Source organism: Gracilibacillus sp. D59 (assembly GCF_052246695.1).
GTDB lineage: Bacteria > Bacillota > Bacilli > Bacillales > Amphibacillaceae > Gracilibacillus.
In genome coordinates, this window is sequence record NZ_JBQQCK010000009.1 from 47,603 (window position 1) to 72,422 (window position 24,820).

Below are 24,820 nucleotides of genomic sequence, written 5' to 3' on the forward strand. Positions count from 1 at the left end.
GAGTAAAAATATTTTCTATTCCGCTTCTTTATGTTAGTATAAATCTAACAATTGAAGTAGGAAGGGTTCGTATAATGAGTACAAAAGTCAATCCAATTCAAGTTAGAGATATCATTATTGCAAATCAAGTGCTAAAAGATGTAGTGGTGAAAACACCATTACAGCGAGATACCATATTATCTGATAAATATCAATGTAATGTCTATCTTAAAAGAGAAGATTTACAAGTTGTTCGCTCATTTAAGATTCGTGGAGCATACAATTTGATGCAAGGCTTAACGAAAGAAGAATTAGAAAATGGTGTGGTTTGTGCTAGTGCCGGGAATCATGCACAAGGAGTTGCATATTCTTGTAAAGCACTTGGCGTTAAAGGTGTAATTTTTATGCCTAGTACAACACCGCGCCAAAAAGTTAACCGTGTTGAATTTTTCGGTGGTCCGTTTGTCGAAATTCGATTAATCGGAGATACTTTCGATGACTCTTTTGAAAAAGCAATGGATTATTGTAATGAACATAATGCATCATTTATCCATCCTTTTAATGATACGAGAACCATCACTGGTCAAGGAACAATTGGATTAGAAGTTTTGGATAGCATGGAAGAGCCGATATCCCACGTCTTTATGGCAGTTGGTGGTGGCGGATTAATTTCTGGTGTCGGGTCTTACATAAACAGTATTAGTCCAGATACAAAAATCATCGGTGTTGAACCAGAAGGTGCAGCTTCGATGAAAGCAGCTCTAGAAAAAGATGAAGTGGTTAAATTAGATAAGATTGATAAATTTGTTGATGGTGCCAGTGTAAAACGAGTTGGAGATATTTCGTTTGATATTGCCAAAGAGTTTATCGATGATATTGCGGTTGTACCAGAAGGTAAGTTATGTACGACTTTATTAGATTTATATAATGAAAATGCGATTGTCGCAGAACCGGCAGGAGCATTACCTGTGTCTGCACTTGATTACTATCGCGATGAGATTAAAGGGAAAAATGTTGTTTGTATCGTAAGTGGTGGAAATAATGATATCGATCGTATGCAGGAATTTAAAGAGCGTTCCTTAATTTATGAAGGATTTAAACATTATTTCATTGTGAATTTCCCTCAGCGTGCAGGAGCATTACGTGAATTTATGGATGAGGTCTTAGGCAAGAATGATGACATCACCCGCTTTGAATATACTAAGAAGAATAACCGTGACAAAGGACCAGTCCTAGTCGGAATCGAACTGCAACAAGCTGAAGACTATCACCAAATCACAGCACGCATGGAGAGAAAAGGTTTTACCTACATCGAAATTAACAAAGACGAACAATTATTCCATTTACTAATTTGACAAAAAGGAAGCGACCTAACCGCTTCCTTTTTCTTAAAAGCCAAGGAAATTTGAAAACGTTCACAAAACATATGCCGCGAAGGTTAGATATTTGCTTTCTTCCATTTTTTTATGGATGCGTGCTTGATCATCGCTGTGGAAAAATACTCTCTTTCTAATAGAGTGATAAAAAATACAGGGAATATAGGTTTATGGGGTCAGTATTCTCCACAATCAGAACACTGAATTTAGCGCAGCATTGATCTTTAATCAGATGGAACGAAGCTACTCCAAAATTAATTTTCACTAGTTCGCAGAAGCTATCTAGTCCGAATAAGGTCCGGTGGGTATGTCCGATTTGTCGTAAAGCCACTTATTTAAGATATGGGGATTAGGAAATGTCCCATTGTTTGAAGGGAGAGCATCGGTTTGAATACTCTTTTATATCAGGAATTAATGAAGGAAACAGAGGAAGAACGTGCGATATTGGAAGGCAATCAAGCAGTCAACAAAAAAATATACACAGATCTCACCTCTGATTTCGTTATCCAAAGTGAGAAATTTCTAAAAGACGATCTTATCATGATTCGTAAACATCCAAGATATATCGATTTTCCAAGGCACTCCCATGATTATATCGAAATGAATTATGTCTTTCACGGCAAGTTTCATCAAAAGGTAGCCGATCAGCCGATCACCTTAAAGCAGGGTGATATCCTGTTACTAAACCAATATATCGAACATGAGCTAGCTTCATGTGAAGAAAACGATATTGTCATCAACTTCATCATTCACCCAGCTTTTTTTGATTATATTCTGTCTAATCTATCCACTGGATTTATTCAAAGTCAAATGCTTCAATTTTTGATGAATAGTATGTTCGATTATAACCATACAGGTCAATTTCTTTATTATCCGGTAGCTGATTCAGAAAGAATACAAGACATAATGAAAGAATTATTAACAGAAATGATGGAAGAATCGATTTTGTCCCAATCCAAAATAAAATTCTTAATGGGGTTATTAATCTTAGAATTGATTGAACAAAAAAATCATTCTCACCAAAATATAGACCAAAGTGAACAGCATGCTTTTTTGACAGAAGTGTTTCACTATATAGAGGAGCACTATCAAGAAGCGAATTTACAAACACTGGCAAAAAAGTTTAACCAGACAGCTTATTGGGTAAGCAAACAAATAAAAACACTAACGAAACAAAATTTTAAAGATCTTGTCCAAGAAAAAAGACTACTTGTGGCTAAAAATTTATTGATGTATAGTGATTTATCTATGCAAGCTATCGCAGAAGAAGTAGGCTATGAAAATATTAGCTACTTCTATCGACTATTCAAACAAAAGTACGGCAACACTCCAAAAGCGTATAAAAAACAGTTAATCGAACAGTAATGGTTAACTGTTTTTTTATAATTTTAAAAGTAATATGAAAATGATAATTATTTGTTTAGTGATTTTTATCACGGTGCTATTCGTCCGTAAAACCTCCACTGATGGAAGTCTTTATATGAAGATGCAAAAAAGGACAATAAAAAAATGATTTTCGTTATTAAATATATCCTTTACATACTGTATGATTAAATTATAAATCGCTTACATAAAGGGAGTGATCATATTGCAAAAATGTAACTTGGCTGTTGATATCGGAGCTTCGAGTGGTCGGGTAATCGCTGGCTATCTTCGCAACGATCAATTAGTTCTCGACGAAATACACCGTTTTGAAAACCGGATGGAAGAGAAAAACGGCCATTTATGTTGGGATATTGATGGACTATTTCAAGAAATCAAGACCGGTTTAAAAAAGAGTGTGGAAAACAATTATCAGCCATTAACGATTGGCATTGATACATGGGCAGTTGATTTTGTTTTGTTAGATAAAGACAAAAACAGAATAACAGATGCAGTTGCCTATCGTGATCACCGCACAGATGGGGTAATGGATGAAGTATTTCAACTCATCGATCAAAAAAACATTTACCAGGAAACAGGGATACAATTCCAACCATTTAACACAATCTATCAATTATTCGCCTTACAAAAAGAAAATCCGGAAACACTAGATAAAGCGAAATACTTTTTAATGATTCCCGACTACCTCCATTATTTACTGACTGGAAAAATAACGAATGAATATACTAATGCTACAACAACTCAATTGTTAAAAGCTACGAATCAAAAATGGCATCAAGATTTTCTGGAAAAGTTAAATATACCTGAACATATATTTTCAGACCCTATTGAACCAATGCAAAAAATTGGTTCTCTAACGCCAGAATTACAACAGGATCTTGGCTTTGATCTGGAAGTGGTCTTACCCGGAACACACGATACAGCCTCAGCTGTGATGGCAGTACCAGCGCAGAATACAATATACATTAGTTCAGGTACGTGGTCGTTAATGGGGGTGGAGCATGATAAACCAATCAGTACACCAAAAGCATTTGATTATAACTTCACCAATGAAGGTGGTGCTAACCAAAACATCCGCTTTTTGAAAAATATCATGGGCCTTTGGATGATACAGGAAGTAAAACGTGAATGGCAAGATCAATATAGCTTTGCGGAATTTGTGGAGCTTGCTTATCAAGAATCTACATTTACATCAAAAGTTGATGTAAATGATCAGCGATTTTTAAGTCCGGCAAGTATGAAAGAAGCAATTAAAGAATATTGTCAAGAGACGAGGCAACGAGAGCCAGAAACAGCAGGAGAATTTGCAAAATGTATTTTTGATAGTTTAATAGAAAGCTATTACCAAACAGCAAAAGAAATTGAAGAGTTAACAGGCAAAACGTATAGCACGATCCATATTATTGGTGGCGGAAGTAAGAATCATTATATGAATGAAAAATTAGCAGCAGTTAGTAAGAAAACGATCTACACAGGTCCAGGCGAGGCTACAGCGATTGGAAATCTTGTAGTGCAAATGATGGCGACAGGTGAGATTACTTCGATTGAACAGTCAAAACAAATAATTAATCAATCCTTTGAAATTCAAAAATTTTAAACAAGAGGTGAAAGAAATGAGTGTAAAAGATAATTTTCAAGCAGCTAAAAAGCAATATGAAAAATGGGGTATTTCGATAGAGGAAGCTTTTGAAAAATTGAAACAAGTACCGATTTCGATTCATTGCTGGCAAGGAGACGACATTGGAGGATTCGAGGTAGATCAGCAAGAGTTGTCTGGGGGAATTGACGTTACAGGGGATTATCCCGGGAAAGCAACATCACCAGAAGAATTGAGAAGTGACTTGGAGAAAGCGCTATCTCTCATTCCAGGAAAACATAAAATCAACTTACACGCGATATATGCTGAAACAGATGGGAAACTGGTTGATCGTAACGAATTAGAACCAAAACATTTTGAAAATTGGGTCCAATGGGCAAAGAAAAATGATTTAGGTCTTGATTTTAACCCGACCTTATTTTCCCATCCAAAAGCAGCAGATGGACTAACACTTGCACACCCTGACAAAGAGATCCGTAATTTTTGGATCGAGCATTGTATCAAGTCACGTAAAATCGGCGAATATTTTGGAAAAGAATTAGGTCAACCAGCATTAACGAACATTTGGATTCCGGATGGTTATAAAGATATTCCAAGTGATAGATTAACACCTCGTAAACGTCTGAAAGAATCATTAGATGAAATATTTGCAGCAGATGTTGATGAGTCGTTAAACATTGATGCAGTAGAAAGTAAGCTGTTCGGTATCGGCTCTGAAGCATATGTAGTAGGTTCACACGAATTTTATATGGGCTATGCCCTTAAAAACAACAAGCTTTGCTTATTAGACAGTGGTCACTACCACCCAACAGAAGTGGTTTCCAATAAAATCTCTGCCATGCTTTTATTTAGTGATAGGTTAGCCCTTCACGTCTCACGACCAGTTCGTTGGGATAGTGACCATGTCATTATATTAGATGATGAATTACGTGAAATCGGGCTGGAAATCGTTCGTAACGATGCACTAGACAAAGTTATGATTGGACTGGACTTTTTTGATGCCAGTATAAATCGAGTGGCGGCCTGGACGATTGGTACAAGAAACATGATCAAATCATTATTATATGCATTACTTTTACCAAATGACCATTTAAAACAATTACAAGAGGAAGGTAATTTCACAGACCGATTAGCATTATTAGAAGAATTCAAAACTTATCCTTTCGGTGCTGTTTGGGATTACTATTGTGAGCAAATGGGTGTACCAGCTCAAGAAAAATGGTTAGAGGAAGTAAAAGATTACGAGAATAAGGTATTATCTAAACGTGATAGTTAATTTAAAAGTCCATCTTTGTTTATGTTGATTTATTTTTGTTTTGTAGTATAATCAAAACAGAACCAAACAAATAAAACAAAACAAAAATTATGAGGAGGAATTGCAGTGGTACAAAACAATTGGGATGATAGTCAAATTGCTCAAGCTGATGGCTTAGAATCACTAGTTTATCGTTCAAATCTATTAGGTTCAGATCGTGCTGTCGTAAACATCGGTGGGGGAAACACATCATCTAAAACGATAGAGAAAGATTTTAAAGGTGACGATATTGAAGTAATGTGGGTAAAAGGTAGTGGTTCTGACTTAGCTACGATGAAAGCACACAACTTTACCGGACTCAAATTGGATGATATCCGTCCACTCCTTGAACGTGACGATATGTCTGATGAGGAAATGGTAAAATACTTATCACACTGTATGATAGATGCAAAGCATCCGCGATCATCTATTGAAACATTATTACATGCTTTTCTACCATTTAAACAAGTTGATCACACTCATCCAGATGCTATCATTAGTATTGCGTGTGCTGATAATGGTAAAGAAATTGCGGAAGAAATTTATGGAGAGCGTTTTGTGTGGGTGCCATATATTCGTCCAGGTTTCAAGCTTTCTAAAATGATTGCTGAAGGAGTAAAAAATAATCCTAATGCAGAATTAGTAATAATGGAAAAACATGGCCTTGTAACATGGGGAGAAACATCAAAAGAAAGCTATAACAAAACGATCGATATAATTAACGAAGCGGAAGACTATATTAACAACAAATCGGAAGGTCACACGTTATTCGGTGGTGTAAAATATCAAGCCTTACCTGAAGAAGAAAGGAAAAATCTTTTTGCGGACGTAATGCCAATTATCAGAGGCCAAGTTAGTCAAGACAAAAAGATGCTGACGACATATAATGATGATGATAATGTTTTAGAATTTGTGAATAGCAATGATGCGAAAGAATTATCGCAAGTAGGTGCTGCTTGTCCAGATCACCTTGTCCATACGAAACGGGTACCGCTATTTATTGACTGGGATCCGCAGTCAGGAGATGTAGAAGATTTAAAATCAAAAATCAAAGAAGGCCTCGCAGCTTACAAAGATGAATATGTTGCATACTTTGAACGAAATAAAAATGAGGGTGACGAATTAGTTGAAACAGCTCCTCGAATTATTCTAATTCCAGGGCTTGGAATGGTGAATACCGGAAAAAGCTGGACAGCGGCAAATATTAGTGAACAACTTTACCATCGTGCAATTGCGGTAATGTCAGGTTCTACCGTATTAGGAAACTTTGTATCGTTAGATGAAGCAGAATCTTATGGTGTTGAATATTGGCCGTTAGAGCTTTACAAGTTAAGTTTAGCTCCACCAGAAGCAGAGTTTTCCCGTCAAGTAGCATTTGTAACAGGTGGAGCTGGTGGTATTGGTACTGCAACAACCTATCGTCTATTAGATGAAGGTGCACACGTTGTTATTGCTGATATTAACTTAGAAGGTGCTGAGAACCTGGCGAATGAAGTAAATGAAAAATATGGAGCGAATCGTGCATTTGCCGTAAAAATGGACGTAACAAAAGAAGAGGAAGTTCAAGCAGCAATTCAAGCTTCAGTAAGAAAATACGGTGGTATTGATATTTTAGTGAATAATGCTGGTCTTGCTAGCTCAAGTCCATTTGAAGAAACAACAATGGAGCAATGGAACTTAAATATTAATGTACTTGTCACTGGCTATTTCTTAGTGGCTCGTGAAATATTTAAATTAATGAAAGACCAAGAAATTGGTGGAAACATGGTATTTATCGGTTCTAAAAACTCGATCTATGCTGGCAAAAATGCGGCAGCATACAGTACAGCAAAAGCTGCAGAAGTTCACTTAGCGCGAACAATTGCTGCAGACGGAGGTTCTTTAGGAATTCGAGTTAATTCTGTTCTACCAGATGCCGTTATCCGTGGATCAAAAATTTGGGACTCTTCTTGGAAAAAAGAACGTGCTTCTTCCTATGGTATCGGTACAGACGATTTAGAAGAACATTATCGTAAACGTACGATCTTAAATGTTAATATTTTACCAGAAGATATTGCCGAATCTGTTGCTTTCCTTTCTTCATCTAAAGCAGCGAAAACAACAGGTTGTATGGTTACAGTTGATGGTGGTGTTGCAGCAGCGTTTACTCGATAATTTTAGAAAATGGATAAACTCTCGTTATTGGGAGTTTATCCATTCTATTATAAGTAAAAAACATGATAGAATGATAGAAAGAGCAATGTCGATGTTCCTAAAAGGGGAGTAAAAACATGAAAGTATCATTTTTTGTTACATGTTTAGGAGATATGTTTTATGTGAATGCCGGTAAAGCTGCAGTGGAGTTATTGGAACATCTCGGCTGTGAAGTCGATTTTCCGAAAGCGCAAACATGTTGTGGTCAGCCTGCCTATAACAGCGGTTATCACAAGGAAACATTAGAGGTGGCTAAACATTTAGTAGAAACTTTTGAACATGCAGAATATGTTGTCGGGATTTCAGGCTCATGTGTCTTTATGATTCATGAGTATGTTCATTTATTTGAAGAAGGTTCCGATTGGCAGAGACGAGCAATCAACTTGAAAGAAAAAACATATGAATTAACACAGTTCATCGTCGATATTCTTGGTGTCGAAGATGTGGGAGCAAGTTATGACGGAGTAGCAACTTATCATACATCATGTCATATGACTCGACTGTTAGGTGTAAAAGAAGCACCGTTTCGATTACTAGAGAATGTGAAAGGACTGCAAATGATTGATTTACCAAATCGTCATGATTGTTGTGGATTTGGTGGTACATTTTCAGTTAAGATGAGTGATATTTCAGAACAAATGGTGGATGAAAAAGTAGAACATATTGAAGAAACCAAGGCGAATCTTTTGCTTGGAGCGGATGGAAGCTGTCTAATGAATATTGGAGGACGTCTTTCAAGGAATGGCAGTCCGGTAGAGGTTAAACATATTGCTGAAATTTTAAATAGCAGAGGTGACGTATAATGCCGATGCATATTGGGGAGAAAGATTTTAAAAAAAGAGTAACAAAAGGATTAGATGATGATTTTATGCGTGGTGCTGTTCGTTCTGCACAAGGAAGATTGCAAGACAAACGTGCAACAGCAGCAGACGAACTAGGTGATTGGGAAGATTGGCGTACACTTGGATCGGAAATCCGAAGTCATACGATTGAACATTTAGACTATTATTTACATCAATTAAGCGAAAAGGTCGCCGAATTAGGTGGGCATGTCTTTTTTGCAGAAACGGGTGAAGAAGCAAATGAATATATTCAGAAAGTAGCCCAAGAAAAAGACGCAAAGAAAATCGCAAAATCTAAATCAATGGTAACAGAAGAAATTTCCATGAATGAAGCGTTAGAAGACATCGGCTGTGAAGTAATTGAAACAGATTTAGGTGAATACATCTTGCAGATCGATGATCATGACCCACCATCTCATATTGTGGCACCAGCTCTTCACAAGAATAAAGAGCAAATCCGTGATGTATTTCATGAGAAATTGGATTATCTAAAATCGGAAAAACCGGAAGAATTAGCATTATTTGCCCGTGAAAAATTACGCGAAGAGTTCCTTGCTGCAGATTTAGGTATTACGGGGTGTAATTTTGCTGTTGCGGAATCTGGTTCTTTTGCATTGGTTACCAATGAAGGTAATGCACGTATGGTTTCAGCACTACCAAAAACGCAGATTACCGTGATGGGAATGGAGAGAATTGTCCCAGGGTGGGAAGAACTTGATGTCGTTGTTAGTTTGCTAACAAGAGCAGCTGTTGGTCAAAAATTAACAAGTTATATCACCGCATTAACCGGTCCTAAACAATTGGAAGAAGCAGATGGCCCAGAAGAATTCCATTTAGTTATTGTGGATAATGGAAGATCAAAAATTTTGGGTACGGAATTCCAAGAAGCATTGCATTGTATTCGTTGTGCAGCATGTATTAATGTATGTCCAGTCTATCGTCATGTTGGCGGTCATGCATATGGCTCGATTTATCCTGGTCCGATTGGTGCGGTACTATCGCCATTGTTATCGGATTATGATGAATATAAAGAATTACCTTACGCCTCATCTTTATGTGGAGCCTGTACGGAGGTTTGTCCAGTAAAAATACCGCTCCATGAACAATTGATCATGCATCGAAGAAAAATTGTCGAGGATGAGAAAAAGACGACATTGTCAGAGCGTGTAGTAATGCGCGGATTTGAACAGCTTGTAAATTCGGCGAACCTTTATCGAACAGCAACGAAAATGGCTCCATTCTTAACGACGCCATTTGCTAAAAATCAGTTAATTTCCAAAGGTCCAGGGCCATTAAAACATTGGACACATGCAAGGGATTTCCCTCAGCCAGCCAATGAACGTTTTCGTGATTGGTTTGAGAATCGCGAGAAACGAGGTGAAAAAAATGCCAAAAGGTAATATTATCAATCGTGATGCGTTTTTAGCCAATATCCGAGAAAAAATAGGAGGTATTTCTACTGATAAACCAGTTGAAAAACCTAAATGGACGACTGAACCACAGCGAAATGTGTTAGATGGATATGACCGAGATCAATTAATCACTGTTTTACGAGAACAGTGTAATGAAATTCATACTGATTTTTATCAAACAACATTGCAAGACTTATCTCAAACCATAACAAAGGTGATGAAGGAATACGAATCTGAGTCAATAGTTTATTCAGATGATTCTAGATTTGAACATGCGAACATAGAAGATTATTTAACTGGTTTCGATGCCTTTAAGTGGGATCGAACGGACCGAGAAAGGTCAATTAAAATAGCAGAAAAGGCAGATGTGGGGATTACATTTAGTGATATCACTCTAGCAGAATCAGGTACCGTTGTTTTATTAAATGATAAAGGACAGGGACGTTCAGTCAGTCTTTTACCTACCAATTATATTGCAATAATCCCGAAGTCCACGATCGTAAAAAGAATGACTCAGGCAACTGATTATATACATGCTCAAGTGGAAAAAGGAGAAGATATCGCATCTTGTATTAACTTTATTACCGGGCCAAGTAATAGTGCTGATATCGAAATGAACCTCGTAGTCGGTGTACACGGACCAATACACGCTGCCTATATCGTAGTAGACGACCTATAAAACCAAAAATGCTACACTAAAAACATAAACTTCGAAGTAAAGTTGTTGTGGATTTGATTTCTTCCATCCTTTCTTGAAGGGAGAGTTATGGCCACCGCTTCGGCAGAATACTGCGCTTTCCGTGGGCACGGCTTCAGCTAACTTGGTAAAGAACTTTACCAAGTGGATCTTCAGCTCGTGCTGTTCCCACAGGAGTCTCCGTATTCTGCCTACGCTTATAATATTATTATTTCTTTTTAAAGTGGAAATACTCGGAATCATATTCCCGTGTATTACTTCTTTCAAAAACTAGAGCACTACCCACAGCGGAGGCAAGATACGCAGACTCCTACGGGACCAGCACGTGTCCGAAGACCCCGTGATGCACCTGCGTCTTCTAGTAACGCTTCGTTGTAGGCTTCCTCAGTGCAAGGGTGCAAAGAAGTTTATTCAAGTAGTTCCCTGGCTGAGGCCGTGCCCGTGGAAAGCGAAATATCTTGCCGTAGCGTATTTAAGCACTCTCATACATCAGGTATTTTAAAGTATTCACTCACTAGTGCACAGTTTGTATCTACTACGAATCTGGTGAAAAAAGTAGATATGAGTGTTTTTTGCCTGTATCCCTAGCTTGATTTAGGTTTCCTGGTTGTGTTTAGCGGGGATTCCTTGCTATGATAGAGTAAGATGTTGCAGGAAGGGGTAGGCAGAATGAATGTTTATCAGAATATGACGGAGTTGATTGGAAACACTCCTTTAGTAAAATTAAATCGTATTGTACCTGAGGGTGCTGCAGATATTTATGTGAAGTTAGAAATGTTTAATCCTTCAAAAAGTGTGAAGGATCGTGCTGCATTTAATATGGTTGTTGAAGCGGAAAAGGCAGGTTTGTTGCAAGAAGATTCTACTATTATTGAGCCCACAAGTGGAAATACCGGTATCGGACTTGCACAGACTTGCGCAGCAAAAGGTTATCAAGCAATTTTAGTAATGCCGGATAATATGACACAGGAACGTATCAATATATTAAAAGCTTATGGTGCAAAAGTGGTTCTGACACCAAGTGCAGAAAAAATGCCTGGAGCAATTAGAAAAGCAGAAGAATTAGTCAAGAATATACCGAATAGCTTTATGCCGCAACAATTTGAAAATAAGGCAAATCCAGATATTCATCGTCAAACAACAGCTCTTGAAATATTAGAGCAGATGAATCATGAGTTGGATGGCTTTGTCGCCACTGCTGGAACTGGTGGGACCATTACAGGTACTGGTGAAGCATTAAGACAACAACTTCATGATCTACATATAGCTGTCGTGGAGCCAAAAGGTTCACCTGTATTATCTGGTGGAAAACCAGGTAAACACAAACTAGTTGGTACAAGTCCTGGTTTTGTTCCAGATATCTTAAACACTTCTATTTACGATGAAATTATCCAAATTGGTGATGAAGATGCGATTAACACATTTAAACGTTTAGCAGCAGAAGAAGGACTTTTCGTTGGTCCATCTGCTGGAGCAGCCGTTTTTGCTGCCATTCAAGTAGCAAAAAGGCTTGGTTCAGGTAAAAAAGTAGTCTGTATTGCTCCAGATACCGGAGAACGATATTTAAGTATGCATTTGTTTTAATACTTGATGTTTTAAACAAGATTCTTGTAAGTACACTTTCCGTAGTGACTTTAAAAAGGGTATATAATTTTAGGTTCACTAAATGCTCAAAGAGATCAGTAAAAACTGATCTCTTTGTTGTAAGTTAACGAAATAAATAAGTGTCTAACCGTCTATCTAGTCGAAACACTTATACAACTTCAAAATTAAAAGGGTCCAAAATACGGTCCTGGTCCATATGGTCCTGGCGGAAATGGAGGTCCATAAGGTGGATAATCGTAATAAGGAGGATATGGTGGGTATGGGTACGGCCCTGGATGACCGCCTGCGATTTCGCTTCCTAAATAACCTAACCCAAAACCTAACAATCCTGCCCCTAATGGTCCTATAGGTCCAAAAAATCTTTCGTCTGGATGTGGTGGTTGTTGTGGCTGTCGAAATTGTTGAGGTGCCATCTGATAGTGGTGATGATGCATAAAGCATTCCCCTTCCTTCAGTAAACTTTCATCACTTGATAGTAGCCTATGCACCAATTACAAATTGGGATAGGATATTCACCTATTTTTGAAAAAATAATTTAAAAGGTGGTTTGTACATTGAAAATAATCGAAAAAGAAAATGTGAATTGGGAAGACCAGTTTTTACATCAAGACGTGCCAAGTATTACACCTTATTTAATACCAGATAATCAAACAGCACCTATTATATTAGTTATACCAGGAGGCGGATACGGTCATCGTGCATATCATGAAGGGGAGCCAGTTGCAAATTGGCTCAATCAAAATGGAATACATGCCTGTGTTTTAAGATACCAGATTGCACCGATATCAGAACAAGAAACTATTGAACAAGCACAGCAGGCCTTACAATTAATCAAAAGCAAGAGAAATGATTGGGGTTTGAATGATCATAATCAAATAGGCGTGTTAGGTTTTTCAGCTGGTGGGCACCTAGCTGCAGTGGTCAGTAATCATCACATTGAGACAGAGGGTTTCTCCTCAAGGCCTGATTTTCAAATCCTTTGTTATCCGGTAATTACAATGGGAGAGTTCACACATGAGGGAAGTAAAGCGAATTTACTTGGTGAAAATCCAAACCAGTCATTGATTGATCAATATTCTTGTGAGAAAATTGTACATGAAGATACCCCGCCAGCGTTCATCTGGTCAACCGCAAATGATCAATCGGTATTATCCATTAATAGTTTAAAATATGCGGAATCATTACAACGGTATCAGATTCCGTATGAGTTACATATTTATCAAGATGGCAGACATGGTTTGGGGCTTGCTGAAGACCATCCGAATACGATGGACTGGAAAAATGCTTGCTTACGTTGGTTAAACGCTTATATAACAGAAAGTGAGGAAGATTAATGGCAAAAGTAAAAATGCTCGTACAATCCACCTATAATAAAGAATTACTGCGAGCAGGTAAAATATACGAAATCAATGATGAAACAGCAAAACGCTGGGAAATTAGCAGAATTGCTGAAATCATCGAAGAAGAAAAACAAAATTAATGTAGTTCCAGTAGCTTTCGTAATTTTAATCGGAAGCTATTTTTTTGATCATCGGTAAATTTTTTCGGTCCTTTTGTTCGTAAACCTGCTTTTCTGGCTTTAGCATTCACATGGCGTTCTTGTAACATTCGGTTGATTTTTTCTTTTGAATAAATGAAGCCAACGTGATGCATCACTTGGCATCCTTTCTCTAAACAAAGTGCTGCTAGTCCGTAGTCTTGGGTGATTACTAAATCATTACGCAGCACCATTTGTACGATTCGATAATCAACTGCATCAGACCCGTCGTCTACATATTTTACAGTTACATGTTGAGGCGTTTCTTTTATTGAGAAATGACTGTAACTTTTTACTACTATTACATTGAGCTGATAGGTTTTGGCTTCTTCTATAATAATATCGGTCACAGGACAAGCATCTGCATCGACATATATTTTCATGATATTCGCTCCCTTCTCAAAAATAGTAGGTATAAATAGTATAGCAAAATCGACAAAATTATAGTATGATTTTCTTAGTCTATCAATAGAAAGTAAGGGAAATAAATGAAAAGCTATTTAGAAGAACAACAAGAACAAATGCTGAGAATGTTAGAACAGTTAGTCAATATCGATAGTGGCTCATACGACAAAGAAGGTGTCGATAAAATTGGAGCCGTCATGAAACAATATTATCAAGACATTGATTTTGAAGTGGAGGAAGTGAAACAAGAGGAATCAGGCAATCACTTGATTGTTCGAAAAAAGAATGTGGATCCATCTAAACCAACTATTTTGATTCTTACACACATGGATACCGTGTTTGAAAAGGGAACAGCTAAGGAAAGACCTTTTAGTATAAAAGGGAATCGAGCATATGGTCCAGGTGTCATCGACATGAAAGCAAGTCTTGTTTCTGTATATTATGCGATTAACGCATTGCTAGAAAGTGAGAAAGAGTCTGTTGGACAGGTGGAAATATTATTAACGAGCGATGAAGAAATAGGTTCTCAAACCTCTAGAGAGCTAATCGAAAAACATGCCCGGAATAAAAAATTTGCATTAGTAATGGAACCAGCCCGCAAAAACGGTGCGATCGTCTCAGCGAGAAGAGGTAAAGGTCTTTACACATTGGAAGTAATCGGGAAAGCAGCTCATTCAGGTATCGAACCTGAAAAAGGAAGAAGTGCGATTGAAGAGTTAGCGTATAAAATTATACAATTGTATGATATTACCGATGAGGAAGAGGGCATTCATGTCAATGTAGGCTTAATTGAAGGTGGAACTTCAGTGAATACAGTTTCTGATCATGCAACAGCTCAAGTCGATGTACGCTTCCGAACACAAGAGCAAGCAGAAGAAATAAAGGAACAAATCGCTACAATTATGGCCAGTACCGAAGTAGACGGGACCAAAGTCAACATGGAAGGGGATATCAATCGCCCGCCAATGGAAAAAACGGAACAAACAGAAAAATTGTTACGTATTATTAAACGAGTTGGAGACGAACTAGATATTTTTATTAAAGATACGGAAACTGGTGGCGGATCTGATGCTTCATTTACCTCTGCATTAGGTATACCAACCGTAGATGGTCTAGGACCGGTAGGAGGAAGAGCCCATCGAGAAAGCGAATATCTCGAATTAGAATCCTTCATCCCGCGAACACTTCTTCTAGCACATGTCATCGATGAATTAGCAAAATCATAGGCGAATTTGTTTAGATACGAAAAAACGCAATTCACTTATAAAAGTGAATTGCGTTTTAAATTAACCTGCATCATAATTTTCTTGTAGAAAATGTAGCTGATGTCTTAATAATTGCATCTCTTCATCATTTAAAGGTACTAACGGTAAACGAACTCCTCCAACATCGATTCCGTTTATGCTTAATGCTGCTTTTATCGGTGTTGGACTTGGTGCCATAAACATAGATTGCATAATCGGTAGCAAGAAATGATGTAATTCCTGTGCCCGCAACATATCCCCGTTTTGACAAGCAGCAATCATATCGTTCATTTCGTTTCCAACAATATGTGAAGAAACAGAAACAATTCCATTTGCCCCAATAGCAACAGCTGGAAGTGTTAAGTTATCATCTCCACTATATAATGAAAAGTCCTGATCTGTTTCTCGAATAATTTTGGTCATCACATCGAGATTACCGCTAGCTTCTTTTACGGACACGATATTGTCAATTTTGGAAAGTTCAATAATGGTTTCAGGATTAACATTAATACTCGTTCTTCCTGGAATATTATACAACATCACAGGTAGAGTAGTAGATTCCGCAATCACTTTAAAGTGTTGGTATAAACCTTCTTGTGATGGTTTATTGTAATAAGGTGCTACAAGCATGATGCCATCTACACCGATCGTTTCCGCTTTTTTCGTCATCTCGATAGATTCGCGCGTATTGTTTGACCCGGTCCCAGCAATAACTGGCACCCGGCCATTAACTGTTTTAACGGCGTATTTTATCAAAGATATTTTTTCTTCTTTTGATAGTGTCGGAGATTCACCAGTCGTTCCTGTAACAACTAATGCATCTGTTCCATTTTGAATTAAGTAGTTAATTAAGCGCTCTGTTTTTCCGTAATCAATTTCTCCATTTGGATCAAAAGGAGTAACCATTGCTGTTAATACACGTCCAAAGTTCATGATACATCCACCTCTATTCAAAGATTTAAAACAATTTGACTATTTCCATTGAATAGAGGGTATCTCATCACCAATGTTAATAAAAAAGATGCAACAATGAGGGTCTCATTGTTGCATCTGGTTTTACACTGGATTCGATGCGTGAGATAGCCCTCCATATAGTTCGTCACTATATGACAGCCCTGCATTTATTCAATGAAGGACCAGTAATTTAAGTTGATGTATACTTAGATTACTTCGGCAAATTCCCCTTTCCATAGCTTTCTCTGGCGACATCAGCCTCCAACTATGTACTAATGGTTTTTGCACCTCTATTCTCACTTCAATAAAAAATTGAAGCAAAATATTTAATTGTTTTACGTTGTAACCAACTATATCAAAAAATATCGATTAGTGCAATCCGATTTATTAAAAAATTTCTTGACAATATGGAAAAATTTGATATGATGTAATCGAATTAAATATTATCAACACATTCCACTAGGGGTGTCTTTTAAAGACTGAGATTAAAGTAATACTTTAAGACCCTTAGAACCTGATCTGGTTAACACCAGCGTAGGGAAGTGGCTAGTATCTAATATATTGCAATCCTTTTATATGGATAAGTATAGCCACTATCTCTACGTTTGTATGGATAGTGGTTTTTTGTGTTTGAAGGGGGCTTGGCACAATTAAAGGGAACGTAGAAGGCGTAAGCCTAGATCAATACTTATTACAAAAAGGAGATGTGTTTAATGAAAAAATCTTTAACATTAACAGATATTTTAGTAACGATTGTCATTGCCTTTATTTTTAGTGTTATTTACAAACTTTGGGGTCCATTATACAGCTTAATTGGAGTGTTTGGCTTACACCTAGACCAATTAATTTATGGTATGTGGTTTATGGCAGCTACAGTAGCTTTCCTTATCATTCGTAAGCCAGGGGTTGCTTTATTGGCAGAACTTGCTGCTGCCCAGGGTGAATTTTTATTTGGTGGACAGTGGGGAATATCTTTACTGTTATATGGCCTTGTACAAGGGTTAGGCTGTGAACTGATTTTTGCAATGTATCGATACAAAAGTTATCGTTTATATGTTACCTGTTTGGCAGCAGTGGGAGCAACAATAGGTTCACTCATTTTAGATGTGTTTTATGGTTATATCGATTCATTAGCCGTTTGGAATCTTACATTATTGATTGTTGCCAGATTAATAGGATCGATATTGATCACCGGTGTGTTTGCCTACTATTTAGTAGAAGCATTGGACAAAACAGGTGTTACGAAAGCTATTCGTCCCATTTCAAAGGACGATTACAAAAAGTTGGACGATGAGATGGGGTAAACTGAGATGTTAGAAATTAAAAATATGCGAGCAAAATATCCAAGCGCGGCATCTTTATTATTTAAAGATTTTTCATTATCCATTAATAAAGGGGAGAAAGTATTACTTGTCGGTCCTTCAGGTTCTGGGAAGTCTACATTACTCCAAATCATGGCCGGCTTAATACCAGACGTTATTGAAATGCCTTTAAAAGCAGATAAACAACAAATATCAGAATCGTACGGCATGGTTTTTCAAGACCCAGATGCTCAATTTTGTATGCCATATGTAGATGAAGAAATTGCGTTTGTATTGGAAAACCGAAATACTCCAAGACAAGACATGGATGATTTAATTTGCCAATACCTAACCCAGGTTGGATTACAATTAGATGATTATCACGTTTCGATCCAACAATTATCTGGTGGAATGAAACAACGTCTTGCGATAGCATCTGTCTTAGCATTAGAACCTGAAGTGCTTTTTTTAGATGAACCAACCGCTATGCTAGACCAAGTTGGTACTAAACAAGTTTGGGACACCTTGAAGAATGTCTCAGAGGATAAGACAGTGGTGATTGTAGAACACAAAATTGATCATGTATTATCATTAGTTGATCGAGTTATCATCTTGGATGACACTGGTTCTATAGTGGCCGACGGTGAGCCAAACGATATTTTTAATCAATTCCGCAGTAAACTCTATCAATATGGGATATGGTATCCCCATATTTGGGATGATTATGCAAGTCAATTACCAGAACAGTCGCATAATGAACATAGTTATCAACCACTTGTAACCATGCAATCTTTTTCCGGTTATTATCAGAAACATTTAAAAATGCATGTCGAAAATGCGGTAATTAACCGAGGAGATTGGATAACAATAACCGGTGAAAATGGTTCTGGTAAAAGCACGCTTATGCTGGCAATGATGCAATTAATTAAAACATCAGGAGAGATTAGTTATTTTATAGCGGAGGATATAAGAACATGCGATTACCGAAAAATGGGGTATGTTTTTCAAAACCCTGAACTGCAATTTGTGAAAAACAGTGTCTACGAAGAACTTGAGCATTCATTAAAGCATAGCAATGTGCCACAAAAACAGTTCGCAAACAGAATAGAAGCACATTTGACCAAATATAATTTGTATCATGTTAAAGACCATCATCCATATCAATTATCTATTGGTCAAAAGAAACGTTTAAGTGTAGCAACTGCAACAATAGCAGATGTTGATATTCTGTTATTAGATGAACCGACCTTTGGACAGGATGCTAAAAATACCTTCCAAATGCTCGAACTTTTCGAAGAATGCAGGAAAAATGGTGTCACCATTGTGATGGTTACTCATCAGACTGAAATAGTAGAACTATACGCTACCAAGGAATGGCGAATAAAAGATGGAAAAATCACAGATATCATTGATCTTTCCAAACAGTTCGAAAATACGTTGAAGGATGATATGTATGTCAATCAGTATTAATTACCAATCTACATGGTTGCATCGGATAAATCCCAGTTTTAAATTATTGATATTGACCGCATTGTTTATTGGTATGCTATTTGTGCACAATCCCAATTTTTTGTTATATATGATTATTGGTGCTCTTCTACTATATCTTTTTGGTACCGGACATACCTGGAAAGTAATCGGGTTGTTAGCTATTCCATTATTGATTATTTTTCTTTCATCTTCTACAACTATGATCTTTTTTGGTGAAGGGGAAACTACCTGGTTTAAATTAGGCTTAATCCATATAACAGAAGAGAGTTTTTATCGCGGTATTCACTTAGGGCTTAGGAGTTGTGTCTTTGGTATCTTAAGTTTAATATTTGCTTTAACGACTAGACCGGTTTATTTATTCTATTCAACTATGCAACAATTAAGATTAAAACCGAAGTATGCTTACAGCTTTATGGCGGCCATAAGGATGTTGCCGATCATTGTTGAAGAGTTTCAAACATTACAACAAGCATTAAAAGTGAGAGCTGTCCAATATTCCAAAGGGATAAAAGGATGGTACGAAAAAATAAAATTATATGCGATTCCATTATTAGCTCAAAGTATTCGACGAGCGCACCGAATCGCTGTAGCTATGGAAGCCAAAAAGTTTTCAAAAGATAGTCAAAGAACCTATTATTATCAGTTAAAATACACGAATAAAGATATTCTTTTTTCTATTCTTTTAGCGGCTTGGTTATTTCTTTCCTATATTTGCAGTGAACAATTCATAGTTTTTCCTATTGAAAATGTACGGTAAGCTATATACTTAAGGGATAAACCTATGTAACGACCAAACCGATCAACAACTTAAAAGAAAAAATTTCAAGAACGATTCATATAACAAGTCAGGAGTTGGACCGCATCTTCTTTAATTTGGAAAACGATAATTAACCTAGTCTATTCAAATATCTGTTATACTAATCTAATAAATGTAAACTGCTAGGAGAATCAAACATGACTGGTTATTTAACACATGAAGAAATTATTAAAAAATGCAAGGAATTAAATGAGAAATATCAAATTAATGAAGATGCTTTTTATCACATCGTTGAGCAATTAATAGATAGCAATCTTTCCACTGATCAAAAATTAGTCAAAAGTTTTCGACTTCTGCTTGAAGCAGTATCAAAAGAAATCAATCAAATGGAAAATGCCGTAGAAATGGAGCCGACTTGTCGCATGGGCTGTGCGTTTTGTTGCTATTTTCCAATCGTAATCAATCAAATGGAAGCCAAGCTAATCAAACAATCTATCAGCCAAATGCCAAAAGAACGAAAAGAGCAATTAGAACTGCATTTTGATAATTATTATCGTATGTATCAAGATAAAGTCGATCGATTTGCTGACTTAGATGTGACAGACCAAGATAAAAAATATAACTATAAACAATCACTATTGCCTTGTGTCATGTTAGATACAGAAACCAATCAATGCTTAGCTTATGAGATAAGGCCCTTACCTTGCAGAACTTATGTTAATTACACTGATCCTGCAGTATGTGCTGATAATGTCATGCCAGAAGAGACGATTAGTTATGAATTTCTCTATCAAGAGTACATGGGAGCTATCAATGAATTATTAATGTATTTATATGAACAAGAGGATACAGGAATAGTTGAATATCCCAATGACTTGTATCAGGAAGATTTGTTAATAAACTGGATGAAAGACTATTGATAGACATATCAATATCCACTCTAATTTTTCGCATAAGTAAAATAAAGTTTGCAATACTAAGGAAAAAGGAGTGAGATATGATATGAGTTTACGAAAGTTATTTATGGCTTGTATATTGACGGTTTCAATTGGAGGTTTATTCCTTTCATCTGTTCAAGCGGAACCGAAGGATGTTAAGCTCTCTGACGAACAGATAGAAGAAATGAAAGGCTTGCAGAAGGAAGCAATCGAAAAAGAAAAGCAGATTATCGAAAAATATGTAGAATACGGTGTGTTTACGAAAGAAAAAGCCCAAAAAATAATACAACATCTGGAGAAAAAATATGAAAAGCTAGAAGAAAACAATTTCATTCCAAAATGGGATCATAAACATCACATGAAACGTGATAAAGAAGCAGAATAATAAAAAATAATGCTTACCTGACGAAGGTAAGCATTATTGCGTTAGATAGGTTTCCGTATAAAATGGTTGCCCGTCTTCTTGAAAAGCAACGCCTACAGACATTAATCTGAAATCAGAATTTAATATATTCTCTCGATGACCTTTTGAATTCATCAGTCCTTGGTGAGCATATATACTGCTAGGTTGACCTGCTGCTAAATTTTCTCCAGCCATACGGAAAGTGATGTTATCTTCTTCTAAGCGGTCAAACGGGGATTGCTCCTCTAAATTGGTATGCCCAAAAAAGTTATTCTCAGCCATGTCTTCACTATGATTTTGAGCGGTTACCCTAGAGGCTTCATGCCATTCCAAAATCGGCTCTTCAAATTTAGCCCTCGCTGCATTAGTAAGATCAAAGAGTTGATATTCCAAACCTTCTGCTAATGCATTATTCGGAGCTGCAAAATAGTCTTCTTTTTGATTTTCAAGACTTTTTGAAATGATTTGTATAGCAGCTATCTTATCCTCTTGATGAATATCATAAAAAATAGTGACATAGTTATCATCCATTAAATATGTGTCCTGGTCATCATTATCATTAATACGGTATTTAACAAATCCCTTTTTGATCGAATCAAGCGGTTCGCCAAATGCATTTCTGACATCATTTTTATCGTTTTGCAAAGTTAAATCGACGCTTGAACTAATTAGGTCTTGATTGGTGTATAATCCAGCCACTTTATTATCTTCATTATAAGCAACCATGACAAAATTCTGATAATGATCATGGTAAGTGTGCCAATTGACTCTATATTCATTTAAAGAGCTTCGTTTTGGATCTTTTAGAATATTTTCAACCTCTGATTTTGCATCATTAATTTCGATATTATGAATTGAAAAAGTTTGCTCAGAGGGTTTTGTTAAATCTGGTGATTCCACATTAGGAGAATTCGGAACTTTAGTTTCCTCGTCTGTAACGGAGTCAAAAAAATTTTCTAATTCCATACGAAGGTTATCTATCGTGTTGCTTATCTGGTCATTGTCTTTTAAATGATTGAAATTATCTTTCATCTCGTACCAAACACCAGATAACCCACTTTGTTTATAATCATCTTGATAAAAAAACCAGATTAATCCCCCTATTAACAGGAAGAAAACAATCGTTCTAAACTTGGGCAAATCCTCACTCCTGACTTCTTCGGTATTCTATTCTTTCATTATATCATGATTGGTGGTATTTATAAGTAATAAAAAATTTTGCTTTTTTTGTAGTCATTTACTTTTTTTATACGTCAATTAAAATGGGGATATAAAAGGGAGGGGGGAGCATCATTCAAGATGAGCAACTGATCAGAAAAATAAAAGCGGGTAATCAACATGCGATCCGCTTATTGATAGAGCGGTACAAACATGTTGTATTTAAAGTAATTTATAGCGTCGTACATGATGAAAAAACCGCAGAAGATTTAGCACAAGAAACATTTATTAAAATGATTGATGCTCTTTCTTCTTATCAACATAAAGGCTTCAAAACATGGATTAGTCGTATTGCGCTACATAAAGCGATCGATCATAAACGAAAAAAGACAAGGCAGAAAGAGGAATTAGAAACGTTTGAAGAATTTGAACCAAAGAGTTTGGAGATAGATCCTGATGAGCAAATCATTAAGAAAGATAAATTAAATAAGGTTCGACAACAAATTAATTTGATGCCAGAAAAACTTAGAATGGTAGTGAAAGCTTATTATTTTGAGGAATTATCGTATAAGCAGATTGCACAAGAGTTAAATATCGAAGAAACGACGGTAAAAATGCGTTTATACCGAGCAAGAAATTGGATGAAAGAAAATTGGAAGGAGGAGGATTTTAATTGAATCACTTTAGTAAAGACGCTCTGCTAACCTATTTTAATTCAGACTCTGATCTAGAGAACGAGATTGAGAAACACTTATTAGAATGTGAAAGATGTACAAATTTGTATGTCTCACTGATAGAGGATATTGAGATTAATGCTGAGCTTTCAGAAGATTTCACTGATACTACAGTTCAACAAATTGAGAAGATATTACCTTCTCCTTCAAAAACTAAGCAAAATAAAGTTGTCACCCATTACCTGGTTGCAGCTGGATTAACTATTTTATTGACATTAACAGGTGTTTTCCAAGATGCATTAAATGTGACAGAAATCCAGCAAAAACAAAACAATGGATCGATAACCGACCATTTAATGACTAAAACGAATGATGTGTTAGAAGAAATGAAGGGGGTTCATCATAATGAATAAATCAGCATTAGTAGCATTTTTTCTAGGATTTATACCAGGGTTTGGCCATATCTATTGGGGGCATAAAATTCGAGGAATTCTTTATCCGATCCTTTTTATAGGTGCTCTCGGATTATCCTTTGTTAATGCTATTTATACTTACAGTGGATTAGATGTTTTGTTCTTAGGATGTGCAGTACTTATTTGGGGCATTAATATGTTCGATATCACCGTCACTCTATTATTATCAAAAGCAAAGCCGAATACAGTAGAAACTAAGGGGATGGATGCTGCATCATCCAACGAGCGAGTTACCACGATGTTGTTGTCAATTATACCTGGTATGGGGCATTTTTATTTAGGATTGTCCTATCGAGGTCTAACATTGTTAGCTGCCTTTTTTGGCATTATTATTATGGTTTTCTTTGTTAGTTTTTTGACAAGTGCTGTGTTTTTAATTTTCTTATTAGCACTGCCGATCATTTGGATTTATAGTATGTTTGATATTGTACAGCTATTAAATCAAAAGCAAGAAGGGAAGGAATTAGAAGATAAAACGATTATGGATGATTTTGATCGATCACGAGACAATGATAGAAAAAGCAAAATGATTGCCACTATATTATCGATTTTCCCTGGAGCAGGTCATTTGTATTTAGGCTTACAAAAAAGAGGTATTCAGTTAATGGCTTCCTTTTTATTTTCTATCTATATATTAGATGTGTTAAACTTATCGCTTTTTTTATTTTTGATTCCATTGATTTGGTTCTTTAGTTTCTTTGATGCATTGCAATTAGCAAATCGCTTTGAATATGAAGTGCTAGAAGATGTTCCAATTATAAAGTATCTAGCCAATTATCAGAAATGGATCGGTATTGGGTTAATGTTACTTGGTTTATTTTATTTATTCGATTCAGTATTAATGCCAGTTTTTGCAAGTAAAATAGAAGCCTATTTCCATATCAACATATGGCAATTCTATTATCAGTATTTCCAGGTAACGATTATCTGTTTATTACTGATTGGAGGAGGCATCGGACTGGCAGTAAATCATAAAAAAACAAAGAAACCTACTGAAGATTAAAAATTTAATACTCAAACATCTACAAATAGAGAATAAAACTTGTTTCTTTAATGGGAATGAGTTTTATTCTTTTTTATGTTTTATAAATTTTTTTCATTTATAAT

At 36.3% G+C, this 24,820-nt stretch carries 24 protein-coding genes and 2 riboswitches; of the genes, 20 read left to right on the plus strand and 4 right to left on the minus strand.

Going from position 1 to position 24,820, the window contains the following annotated elements; genetic code table 11:
- Positions 1-74: 74 nt before the first annotated feature.
- The 9 genes from ilvA (at position 75) to cysK (ending at position 12,357) form a co-directional block, all read left to right on the plus strand.
- Positions 75-1,334 carry a threonine ammonia-lyase IlvA gene (gene ilvA / locus ACTWP4_RS15165; RefSeq protein ID WP_443129628.1) on the plus strand — a complete coding sequence of 420 codons (1,260 nt, stop codon included), beginning with the start codon at positions 75-77 and terminating at the stop codon, positions 1,332-1,334.
- A gap of 408 nt (positions 1,335-1,742) precedes the next feature.
- The gene (locus tag ACTWP4_RS15170) at positions 1,743-2,720 is read left to right on the plus strand and encodes an AraC family transcriptional regulator (RefSeq protein ID WP_443129629.1); all 978 of its coding nucleotides are present in this window, start codon (positions 1,743-1,745) and stop codon (positions 2,718-2,720) included.
- A 223-nt stretch (positions 2,721-2,943) separates the two neighbouring features.
- Positions 2,944-4,335, plus strand: a complete 1,392-nt coding sequence (gene rhaB, locus ACTWP4_RS15175) for a rhamnulokinase (RefSeq protein WP_443129630.1) — start codon at positions 2,944-2,946, stop codon at positions 4,333-4,335.
- A gap of 16 nt (positions 4,336-4,351) precedes the next feature.
- Positions 4,352-5,611, plus strand: a complete 1,260-nt coding sequence (rhaA, locus tag ACTWP4_RS15180) for an L-rhamnose isomerase (protein ID WP_443129631.1) — start codon at positions 4,352-4,354, stop codon at positions 5,609-5,611.
- 105 nt (positions 5,612-5,716) lie between these two features.
- Positions 5,717-7,783, plus strand: a complete 2,067-nt coding sequence (locus tag ACTWP4_RS15185; RefSeq protein WP_443129632.1) for a bifunctional aldolase/short-chain dehydrogenase — start codon at positions 5,717-5,719, stop codon at positions 7,781-7,783.
- 116 nt (positions 7,784-7,899) lie between these two features.
- A complete protein-coding gene (locus tag ACTWP4_RS15190) occupies positions 7,900-8,625 on the plus strand; it encodes a (Fe-S)-binding protein (RefSeq protein WP_443129633.1) in 726 nt (241 codons plus the stop codon).
- Positions 8,625-10,064 carry a LutB/LldF family L-lactate oxidation iron-sulfur protein gene (locus ACTWP4_RS15195; RefSeq protein ID WP_443129634.1) on the plus strand — a complete coding sequence of 480 codons (1,440 nt, stop codon included), beginning with the start codon at positions 8,625-8,627 and terminating at the stop codon, positions 10,062-10,064. The genes ACTWP4_RS15190 and ACTWP4_RS15195 overlap by 1 nt, the downstream gene beginning before the upstream one ends.
- Complete coding sequence (locus tag ACTWP4_RS15200; RefSeq protein ID WP_443129635.1) at positions 10,051-10,755, plus strand: LutC/YkgG family protein; 705 nt, start codon at positions 10,051-10,053, stop codon at positions 10,753-10,755. The genes ACTWP4_RS15195 and ACTWP4_RS15200 overlap by 14 nt, the downstream gene beginning before the upstream one ends.
- Before the next feature lie 687 nt (positions 10,756-11,442).
- Positions 11,443-12,357, plus strand: coding sequence for a cysteine synthase A (cysK, locus tag ACTWP4_RS15205; RefSeq protein ID WP_443129636.1), 915 nt, complete (start codon positions 11,443-11,445; stop codon positions 12,355-12,357).
- A gap of 185 nt (positions 12,358-12,542) precedes the next feature.
- On the opposite strand, the gene ACTWP4_RS15210 is transcribed toward cysK, so the two are convergent.
- Positions 12,543-12,812 (minus strand): hypothetical protein, encoded by a 270-nt coding sequence (locus ACTWP4_RS15210; RefSeq protein WP_443129637.1) that lies wholly within the window; start codon positions 12,810-12,812, stop codon positions 12,543-12,545.
- 120 nt (positions 12,813-12,932) lie between these two features.
- Between ACTWP4_RS15210 and ACTWP4_RS15215 the strand changes: the two genes are divergently transcribed.
- The gene (locus tag ACTWP4_RS15215) at positions 12,933-13,712 is read left to right on the plus strand and encodes an alpha/beta hydrolase (protein WP_443129638.1); all 780 of its coding nucleotides are present in this window, start codon (positions 12,933-12,935) and stop codon (positions 13,710-13,712) included.
- Positions 13,712-13,858, plus strand: coding sequence for a hypothetical protein (locus tag ACTWP4_RS15220; RefSeq protein WP_194841976.1), 147 nt, complete (start codon positions 13,712-13,714; stop codon positions 13,856-13,858). Before ACTWP4_RS15215 ends, ACTWP4_RS15220 begins: the two co-directional genes overlap by 1 nt.
- Here ACTWP4_RS15220 and ACTWP4_RS15225 read toward each other — a convergent pair.
- Positions 13,855-14,298, minus strand: a complete 444-nt coding sequence (locus ACTWP4_RS15225; RefSeq protein WP_443129639.1) for a YaiI/YqxD family protein — start codon at positions 14,296-14,298, stop codon at positions 13,855-13,857. The two genes, ACTWP4_RS15220 and ACTWP4_RS15225, sit on opposite strands and share 4 nt — an antisense overlap.
- Before the next feature lie 105 nt (positions 14,299-14,403).
- Between ACTWP4_RS15225 and ACTWP4_RS15230 the strand changes: the two genes are divergently transcribed.
- Positions 14,404-15,546, plus strand: coding sequence for a M20 family metallopeptidase (locus ACTWP4_RS15230; protein WP_443129640.1), 1,143 nt, complete (start codon positions 14,404-14,406; stop codon positions 15,544-15,546).
- Positions 15,547-15,606: 60 nt separating this feature from the next.
- Here ACTWP4_RS15230 and dapA read toward each other — a convergent pair whose 3' ends face one another.
- Positions 15,607-16,500, minus strand: coding sequence for a 4-hydroxy-tetrahydrodipicolinate synthase (gene dapA, locus ACTWP4_RS15235; protein ID WP_443129789.1), 894 nt, complete (start codon positions 16,498-16,500; stop codon positions 15,607-15,609).
- 136 nt (positions 16,501-16,636) lie between these two features.
- Positions 16,637-16,819, minus strand: a riboswitch (Lysine riboswitch).
- Positions 16,820-16,969: 150 nt separating this feature from the next.
- A riboswitch (TPP riboswitch) is annotated at positions 16,970-17,076 on the plus strand.
- A 155-nt stretch (positions 17,077-17,231) separates the two neighbouring features.
- Here dapA and ACTWP4_RS15240 point away from each other — a divergent pair.
- The 5 genes from ACTWP4_RS15240 (at position 17,232) to ACTWP4_RS15260 (ending at position 21,390) form a co-directional block, all read left to right on the plus strand.
- Entirely contained in the window at positions 17,232-17,822 is a 591-nt protein-coding gene (locus ACTWP4_RS15240) for an ECF transporter S component (protein WP_443129641.1), read from the plus strand.
- A 6-nt stretch (positions 17,823-17,828) separates the two neighbouring features.
- Positions 17,829-19,289, plus strand: a complete 1,461-nt coding sequence (locus tag ACTWP4_RS15245) for an ABC transporter ATP-binding protein (protein WP_443129642.1) — start codon at positions 17,829-17,831, stop codon at positions 19,287-19,289.
- The gene (locus tag ACTWP4_RS15250; protein ID WP_443129643.1) at positions 19,273-20,067 is read left to right on the plus strand and encodes an energy-coupling factor transporter transmembrane component T family protein; all 795 of its coding nucleotides are present in this window, start codon (positions 19,273-19,275) and stop codon (positions 20,065-20,067) included. The genes ACTWP4_RS15245 and ACTWP4_RS15250 overlap by 17 nt, the downstream gene beginning before the upstream one ends.
- 197 nt (positions 20,068-20,264) lie before the next feature.
- Positions 20,265-20,987 carry a YkgJ family cysteine cluster protein gene (locus ACTWP4_RS15255; protein WP_443129644.1) on the plus strand — a complete coding sequence of 241 codons (723 nt, stop codon included), beginning with the start codon at positions 20,265-20,267 and terminating at the stop codon, positions 20,985-20,987.
- An 82-nt stretch (positions 20,988-21,069) separates the two neighbouring features.
- Positions 21,070-21,390, plus strand: coding sequence for a YckD family protein (locus tag ACTWP4_RS15260; protein ID WP_443129645.1), 321 nt, complete (start codon positions 21,070-21,072; stop codon positions 21,388-21,390).
- Between the two features lie 33 nt (positions 21,391-21,423).
- Here the strand turns inward: ACTWP4_RS15260 and ACTWP4_RS15265 are convergent, their stop codons facing one another.
- Positions 21,424-22,548 carry a CAP-associated domain-containing protein gene (locus tag ACTWP4_RS15265; protein ID WP_443129646.1) on the minus strand — a complete coding sequence of 375 codons (1,125 nt, stop codon included), beginning with the start codon at positions 22,546-22,548 and terminating at the stop codon, positions 21,424-21,426.
- Positions 22,549-22,718: 170 nt separating this feature from the next.
- Between ACTWP4_RS15265 and ACTWP4_RS15270 the strand changes: the two genes are divergently transcribed.
- The 3 genes from ACTWP4_RS15270 to ACTWP4_RS15280 are packed head-to-tail and all read left to right on the plus strand — an operon-like array spanning position 22,719 to position 24,716.
- Complete coding sequence (locus ACTWP4_RS15270; RefSeq protein WP_443129790.1) at positions 22,719-23,243, plus strand: RNA polymerase sigma factor; 525 nt, start codon at positions 22,719-22,721, stop codon at positions 23,241-23,243.
- Positions 23,240-23,653, plus strand: a complete 414-nt coding sequence (locus ACTWP4_RS15275; RefSeq protein WP_443129647.1) for a hypothetical protein — start codon at positions 23,240-23,242, stop codon at positions 23,651-23,653. The genes ACTWP4_RS15270 and ACTWP4_RS15275 overlap by 4 nt, the downstream gene beginning before the upstream one ends.
- Positions 23,646-24,716, plus strand: coding sequence for a hypothetical protein (locus ACTWP4_RS15280; RefSeq protein WP_443129648.1), 1,071 nt, complete (start codon positions 23,646-23,648; stop codon positions 24,714-24,716). The genes ACTWP4_RS15275 and ACTWP4_RS15280 overlap by 8 nt, the downstream gene beginning before the upstream one ends.
- Positions 24,717-24,820: the final 104 nt, after the last annotated feature.

What these genes read in the sequence shown, in the direction of transcription:
- ACTWP4_RS15255 (WP_443129644.1), top strand. Translation starts at nt 20,265, where the DNA reads ATGACTGGTTATTTAACACATGAAGAAATTATTAAAAAATGCAAGGAA.
- ACTWP4_RS15245 (WP_443129642.1), top strand. Translation starts at nt 17,829, where the DNA reads ATGTTAGAAATTAAAAATATGCGAGCAAAATATCCAAGCGCGGCATCT.
- ACTWP4_RS15190 (WP_443129633.1), top strand. Translation starts at nt 7,900, where the DNA reads ATGAAAGTATCATTTTTTGTTACATGTTTAGGAGATATGTTTTATGTG.
- cysK (WP_443129636.1), top strand. Translation starts at nt 11,443, where the DNA reads ATGAATGTTTATCAGAATATGACGGAGTTGATTGGAAACACTCCTTTA.
- ACTWP4_RS15280 (WP_443129648.1), top strand. Translation starts at nt 23,646, where the DNA reads ATGAATAAATCAGCATTAGTAGCATTTTTTCTAGGATTTATACCAGGG.
- ACTWP4_RS15260 (WP_443129645.1), top strand. Translation starts at nt 21,070, where the DNA reads ATGAGTTTACGAAAGTTATTTATGGCTTGTATATTGACGGTTTCAATT.
- rhaA (WP_443129631.1), top strand. Translation starts at nt 4,352, where the DNA reads ATGAGTGTAAAAGATAATTTTCAAGCAGCTAAAAAGCAATATGAAAAA.
- ilvA (WP_443129628.1), top strand. Translation starts at nt 75, where the DNA reads ATGAGTACAAAAGTCAATCCAATTCAAGTTAGAGATATCATTATTGCA.
- ACTWP4_RS15225 (WP_443129639.1), bottom strand. Translation starts at nt 14,298, where the DNA reads ATGAAAATATATGTCGATGCAGATGCTTGTCCTGTGACCGATATTATT.
- ACTWP4_RS15250 (WP_443129643.1), top strand. Translation starts at nt 19,273, where the DNA reads ATGTCAATCAGTATTAATTACCAATCTACATGGTTGCATCGGATAAAT.
- ACTWP4_RS15210 (WP_443129637.1), bottom strand. Translation starts at nt 12,812, where the DNA reads ATGCATCATCACCACTATCAGATGGCACCTCAACAATTTCGACAGCCA.
- ACTWP4_RS15230 (WP_443129640.1), top strand. Translation starts at nt 14,404, where the DNA reads ATGAAAAGCTATTTAGAAGAACAACAAGAACAAATGCTGAGAATGTTA.
- ACTWP4_RS15220 (WP_194841976.1), top strand. Translation starts at nt 13,712, where the DNA reads ATGGCAAAAGTAAAAATGCTCGTACAATCCACCTATAATAAAGAATTA.
- ACTWP4_RS15200 (WP_443129635.1), top strand. Translation starts at nt 10,051, where the DNA reads ATGCCAAAAGGTAATATTATCAATCGTGATGCGTTTTTAGCCAATATC.
- ACTWP4_RS15240 (WP_443129641.1), top strand. Translation starts at nt 17,232, where the DNA reads ATGAAAAAATCTTTAACATTAACAGATATTTTAGTAACGATTGTCATT.
- ACTWP4_RS15195 (WP_443129634.1), top strand. Translation starts at nt 8,625, where the DNA reads ATGCCGATGCATATTGGGGAGAAAGATTTTAAAAAAAGAGTAACAAAA.